Here is a 6,031-nt window from a genome sequence, read left to right as displayed (position 1 = left end):
GCTCTGTCCAACTCGCAGTCCCGCTGCCCGACGATCGAGCCCCCTCGCATCCACCGTCTCATGAATCGGCGCATTCCATTTGGTCACCGTCATCGTGCCGCTGTTTGCCGGCGTAGCCGCACGACTATTGCACACGTTCTTGAAATTCATGAATCGCACTACTCAATAATCGCGACCATTTCTATGGGGCTGGGATTGTTTTCACCACCCTTCGGCGCCGATTATTACAGTGACTACGCCATCGGCAATACAAACCTTGACGACGGCGCCCAACCGATCTGGCACCACTTGGTCTTACTCTTAATTGGCATCACCATCGTCGCCTCCTTTCCGCTTCTTGGGATGGGATTAATCCAAGCACCTTAAAATCTATTATCGCCGAATGATTTGCCATTTCCGCGACAACCCCCTCAAAAAATTGGGACATCACCTATCACACATTCGCTCATCTCGAGATAGCGCACCCGACAATATCGAATCACGACGACTCGAAATCCAATAACACTCCCCATAAAATCCTAATGAAATTCTGGAATTTCATGGTTGGCGATCCAATTTATATATCACATCAATCAATAACATAAGGAGTACAAATACACCAGACCCATACTCCCAATGCAAAAACAATGCACCAACCCCACACAAAGTAAAACTCATACCCAAAAAATCAAACACACTCACAAAACCAATTGGAGATCATTTAATGAAGAAGCTTCTTCTCGCATCAACTGTACTAGGAATAGTAAGTTACACCGCCCATGCGCAGAGCAGCATTCTGCTTTATGGAATTATCGACGAGGGAATCAACTACAACAGCAATGCAAACGGTGAGCGCCTGTACAATCTTTCGAGTGGAGTCTTGAATGGGAGCCGCTGGGGATTGCGCGGGAACGAGGCTCTTGGCGGAGGAGTCGCGGCCATATTCGTGCTTGAAAATGGCTTTGACCTAAATTCAGGAAAGCTTGGGCAAGGAGGCCTCGAATTCGGGCGCCAAGCGTTCGTCGGGGTATCGAGCCCATACGGAACACTAACAATTGGCCGGCAGTACGATTCGGTCGTTGACTATCTCGGCCCTTTGGCGATTGGCGCCCAGTGGGGTGGTTCTCTTAATGCTCATCCGTCAGACACCGACAATTTTAACAACACAAATCGCACAAATAATGCGATTAAGTTCACCAGTCCGACGTTGGCTGGGTTCACTTTTGGCGGCATGTACGCGCTCGGGGGAGTGGCGGGACACGTAAGCCGCAATCAGATCTGGTCGCTTGGCGCGAGATATTCAAATGGGCCATTTGTCGCAGCAGCCGGTTATCTTAATGTACGCAACCCAAATGTATCGTTCTATGGAGCAGGCGGTACGGCCGCGTCAGTAGTCGCAGGAGTGCCGGGATCAAATTTTGGGGCGTCTCCGATTATTTCCGCCTATGCGTCTACTCATACCTACCAGGTAATCGGGGCCGGAGCCGCATACACTATTGGAGCTTCGACATTCGGTGCAAACTATTCCAACACCAAGTATATGGGACTCGGGGATTCTACATCGGGCCTCGTCCCTGCTAGAGGAATTTCTGGAACTGCGACTTTCAATAACGCAGAGTTAAATTTCAAATATCAGTTCACTCCAGCATTACTTATCGGCGCAGCGTATATGTACACAAGAAGTGGCGGCAGCGCTGGCGCAGGGGGCGCCACATACAATCAAGGATCGGTGGGGGTCGACTACTTCCTTTCAAAGCGGACCGACCTTTACCTCATTGGAGCCTATCAAAAGGCTAATGGGACTGATTCCACAGGCAAAACCGCGGTCGCATCGATCAATCAGTTGACGCCATCGAATAGCGATCGCCAAGCGGCAGTGCGTCTCGGCATTCGCCACAAGTTCTGATCAACTTTGAATTGTCGGCATAGTAACTGCGGCATCTGAGGGTAGTTCCCAGATGCCGCAGCCGCCAACGCTCAGACGACCATTGCTATCGCGCGCCTTCATATCGTCAGTGTCACCCATCACTTTCGCAAAGTACCTGAGGCGAGATCGGCGCCCGCGTCACTCGCCCCTTTCATCAGTTGTAGATTGCAACGTCCAAGTCGGAATGCTCGCAATATGTCCTTATAACCCGGCGCACTTGCGTCAGTTCCTTCTGCACAGACTAATGGTTATACGTCGCCACAGCCCTGCACGAGCATGACATCCGCTTGAGAGAACGCGCTGGCTAATCTTGAACTTATGCCATGGAGACTCTCGATACACGAACCACTTTTGTTTCAGTTCGCAGGACACAAGCGAGCTTTTCGCAAGCGCCCTGAGCACAGGACGCGCGCCCCTCATTTTTGCGTTAAGCAACGTCTGGAACCGAACACACCTCGAGACTGACGCCAAGCCGCACGTTGTCGCCGATCGCTGCCGAACAGACTAGACGGGCATGGAACTTCGAAACTCGAAAGCCTAGCCATGCCGAGCAAGATACGTGTCTGAGCCGATCTTCGTTGGCATCCCCAAGGCTCTTCCCCCTCGCGCAAGCCTTCATGACGTTTCGTGCAGGTAGCTTAACCAAGCTCGAATGTATCACTCGCACTGATCGAGCAGACCCACGAACTGACCATATGGACAAAAAAAATGGCTCCATGGTATTTTCGAGAATGGCTCTGATTGCCGGCTCCAGAGACACGTATAGTTGCTCGAAGCATGCCCTTCAAGTCGGTACCGATGGCGAGGGGTGAGCAGTCTCCCAACCCTCTACGCAGATGGAAATCATGAACAACTCTGAACTGCAGAACCGTAAGAACGCGGCAACTCCGCGTGGCGTGGGCGTAATGTGCAACTTCTATGCCGAACGAGCCGAAAACGCTGAGCTCTGGGACGTTGAAGGCCGTCGGTTCATCGATTTCGCCGCCGGCATCGCAGTATGTAACACCGGGCATCGCCACCCGAAGATTGTCAAAGCGATAACGGACCAGCTCGAGCGCTTTACGCACACTGCTTACCAAATCGTACCGTACGAGTCTTATGTGTCGCTTGCGGAAGCTGTCTCAGCGCGCGCGCCGGGGAGTTTTACCAAAAAGGCTGCGTTCTTCACGACCGGCGCCGAAGCTGTCGAAAATGCAATCAAAATTGCTCGTGCATCGACCGGCCGTCCGGGAGTGATCGCGTTCTCCGGCGGCTTCCACGGCCGCACGATGATGGGTATGGCACTGACGGGCAAGGTTGCCCCTTACAAATTGAGTTTCGGCCCGTTTCCGGCAGACGTCTACCACGCTCCGTACCCCAACGCAGTGCATGGCATTAGCACGGCCGACTCGCTCAAGCACATCGAGATGCTTTTCAAGGCTGATATCGAACCGAAACGCGTCGCCGCAATCATCTTCGAGCCCGTTCAGGGCGAAGGTGGCTTTTATCAAGCGCCAGCCGACTTCGTACTCGGCCTGCGCAAAATCTGCGATACGCACGGCATTCTGTTGATCGCGGACGAAGTTCAGACGGGATTTGCCCGTACCGGCAAGCTGTTCGCGATGGAGCACTACGACGTCGCCCCCGATCTTATGACGATCGCTAAGAGTCTGGCGGGCGGTATGCCGCTGTCTGGCGTGGTGGGGCGTGCCGAAGTAATGGATGCAGCGGCACCTGGCGGCCTTGGTGGCACATATGCTGGGAACCCGCTCGCCGTCGCATCGGCTCACGCAGTCCTTGAGATCATCGACGAAGAGAAGCTCTGCGAGCGCGCCACGAAGCTCGGGAACAAGCTCAAAGCCCGCCTCAATGCGCTTGAGCCTGATGTACCTCAGATCGCCGAAGTCCGAGGACCGGGTGCAATGAATGCCATCGAGTTCTGTAACCCCGACACGGGCGAAGGTGATGCCGAGTTCACCAAGCGCGTGCAAACCGCTGCACTTGAGCGAGGCCTTCTGCTGCTTGTATGTGGGGTCTACTCGAATGTAATTCGCTTCTTGTACCCGCTGACGATCCAGGAGCCTGTCTTTGACGAGGCTCTGGATATCCTCGACGAAGCTATCAAGATCGCCGCTGCACACGCGGCGTAACACTGCACGTAGCCGCAAGATCGGAGCTATTGGCACGTCGGCATCACCGGCGTGCATGTTCAATAATTGAAATACTGTACAGCGATGAATCTGAAAGACCCAACCCTTCTACAAAGCAAAGCCTTCATCGGCGGAGAATGGCTTGCGGCAGAGGATGGCGCGACCCTCTCGGTTACCAATCCAGCAAATGGCGAACATATTGGTCACGTACCTCGTCTGGGGGTGGCAGAGACGCGTCAAGCCATCACCGCAGCCAACGAAGCATGGCCGAAGTGGCGCTCCAAGACTGCCAAAGAACGAGCGACCATCCTCCGCAGATGGTATGAGTTGATGATCGAAAATGCAGACGATCTCGCACTTATACTCACGACGGAACAGGGCAAACCCCTTGCGGAAGCAAAGGGCGAGATCCAGTACGCCGCGTCGTTCATCGAATGGTTCGGCGAGGAAGCGAAGCGGGTTTACGGTGACGTTATCCCAACGGTCGCAAACGACCGCAGGATTGTGGTGACTAAGGAGCCAATCGGTGTCTGTGCGGCCATCACCCCCTGGAACTTCCCTGCAGCAATGATCACCCGTAAGGTCGGACCGGCATTAGCTGCTGGGTGCACGATTATTGTTCGCCCGGCAGATGCAACGCCTTTCTCCGCGCTCGCGCTGGCCGTCCTTGCTGAACGCGCCGGCATCCCCAAGGGAGTCTTGAGCGTAATCACGGGAAGCTCACGCGTAATCGGTGGTGAACTGACTAGCAACCCGATCGTACGCAAGCTCTCCTTCACCGGGTCCACTGAAGTAGGCAGCACGCTGATGGCCCAGTGTGCGCCAACTATCAAGAAACTTTCCCTTGAGCTGGGTGGAAACGCTCCGTTTATCGTATTTGACGACGCCGACCTCGACGCCGCAGTAGCCGGTGCAATCGCGTCGAAGTACCGAAACAGTGGTCAAACGTGTGTCTGCACCAATCGATTCTACGTTCACGACCGCGTATATGATCTATTTGCAAGCAAGCTCGCAGAGGCTGTAAAGCAACTTAAAGTTGGACACGGTACCACTGAAGGAGTTACACAGGGCCCGCTAATTAACGAGTCTGCGGTGCTCAAGGTCGAGGAACACATTCAAGATGCCCTCGCGAAGGGCGCCAGGATTCTAACCGGTGGCAACAGACACGCACTCGGCTATGGATTCTATGAACCGACTGTCCTCGTCGACGTAACCGCCAAGATGGCGGTTGCCCGTGAGGAAACATTCGGCCCGGTCGCTCCGCTGTTCCGTTTCTCAACCGATGATGAGGTCGTCAGACTCGCAAACGACACCGAATTTGGTCTCGCTGCGTACTTCTACAGTCGCGACATCGGCCGAATCTGGAGAGTTGCAGAAGCACTCGAGTACGGTATGGTCGGAGTCAATACTGGCCTGATTTCTAACGAGGTCGCACCGTTTGGCGGGGTCAAGCAATCTGGCATCGGACGTGAAGGCTCGCACTACGGCATAGACGAATACATGGTCATCAAGTACATGTGTGTGGGTGGAGTGTAAGTACTCAATGCTACCGCTTCAACGGGCGGTAGCATTGGCAAACGCCGGGATACCCGGATTTCCGTATTCGAGGCGGGTTGACATTCACACGAATGGTCGAACGAATCGATCCTCGTAGTGGATGGCGAACGGGTTCATAACGGTCCTTCCAGTCATCAGTGGCACGGCCCCATGGCAGCGATGTTGAGCAGTACCCGCCAGATGAGCTTGGGGGCAGCCTGATCAGCGCGGAGTGCCCTTAGGTCTCGAGGATCTTGCGCAACTGCGAGTTGATGTTCTCGATAGCCCTCGTAACCGGCATGATATAGCCGGTGCCTCGCGTTCCCGCGCCGAGTGGTTTGAGCGTATGGTGTGACCATCCAGGACAGGGGCACTGGGGGGCACTTCGGGTGGGCAGGCCATTGTTACACAATGAGCCGCGAGCTCGTGTTAGTAGTTCGTAAGCCGTCAATAAACGACA

General features: G+C 54.5%; 4 protein-coding genes. All 4 read left to right on the top strand.

The genetic code is table 11. The features are described 5' to 3' along the window. The coding region (locus NQV17_RS37505) for a TRAP transporter large permease subunit (RefSeq protein WP_257776118.1) at positions 1 to 366 on the top strand (366 nt) is incomplete at its 5' end. Positions 367 to 703: 337 nt separating this feature from the next. Next, positions 704 to 1,885: a porin gene (locus tag NQV17_RS37500; protein WP_257776117.1), complete on the top strand. Its 1,182-nt coding sequence runs from the start codon at positions 704 to 706 to the stop codon at positions 1,883 to 1,885. A gap of 866 nt (positions 1,886 to 2,751) precedes the next feature. Next, positions 2,752 to 4,035, top strand: coding sequence for a 4-aminobutyrate--2-oxoglutarate transaminase (gabT, locus tag NQV17_RS37495; RefSeq protein WP_257776116.1), 1,284 nt, complete (start codon positions 2,752 to 2,754; stop codon positions 4,033 to 4,035). An 84-nt stretch (positions 4,036 to 4,119) separates the two neighbouring features. Further along, complete coding sequence (gabD, locus tag NQV17_RS37490; protein WP_257776115.1) at positions 4,120 to 5,571, top strand: NADP-dependent succinate-semialdehyde dehydrogenase; 1,452 nt, start codon at positions 4,120 to 4,122, stop codon at positions 5,569 to 5,571. Positions 5,572 to 6,031: the final 460 nt, after the last annotated feature.

Origin of the sequence: Burkholderia sp. SCN-KJ (assembly GCF_024656005.1) — a bacterium.
Classification (GTDB): Bacteria; Pseudomonadota; Gammaproteobacteria; order Burkholderiales; family Burkholderiaceae; genus Burkholderia.
The sequence above is the reverse complement of the archived record's forward strand: the minus strand, read 5'-3'. Positions and strand labels throughout refer to the sequence as shown.

Excerpts from the sequence above, each read along its gene's own strand:
- gabT (WP_257776116.1), top strand. The coding sequence starts at position 2,752 with ATGAACAACTCTGAACTGCAGAACCGTAAGAACGCGGCAACTCCGCGT.
- NQV17_RS37500 (WP_257776117.1), top strand. The coding sequence starts at position 704 with ATGAAGAAGCTTCTTCTCGCATCAACTGTACTAGGAATAGTAAGTTAC.
- gabD (WP_257776115.1), top strand. The coding sequence starts at position 4,120 with ATGAATCTGAAAGACCCAACCCTTCTACAAAGCAAAGCCTTCATCGGC.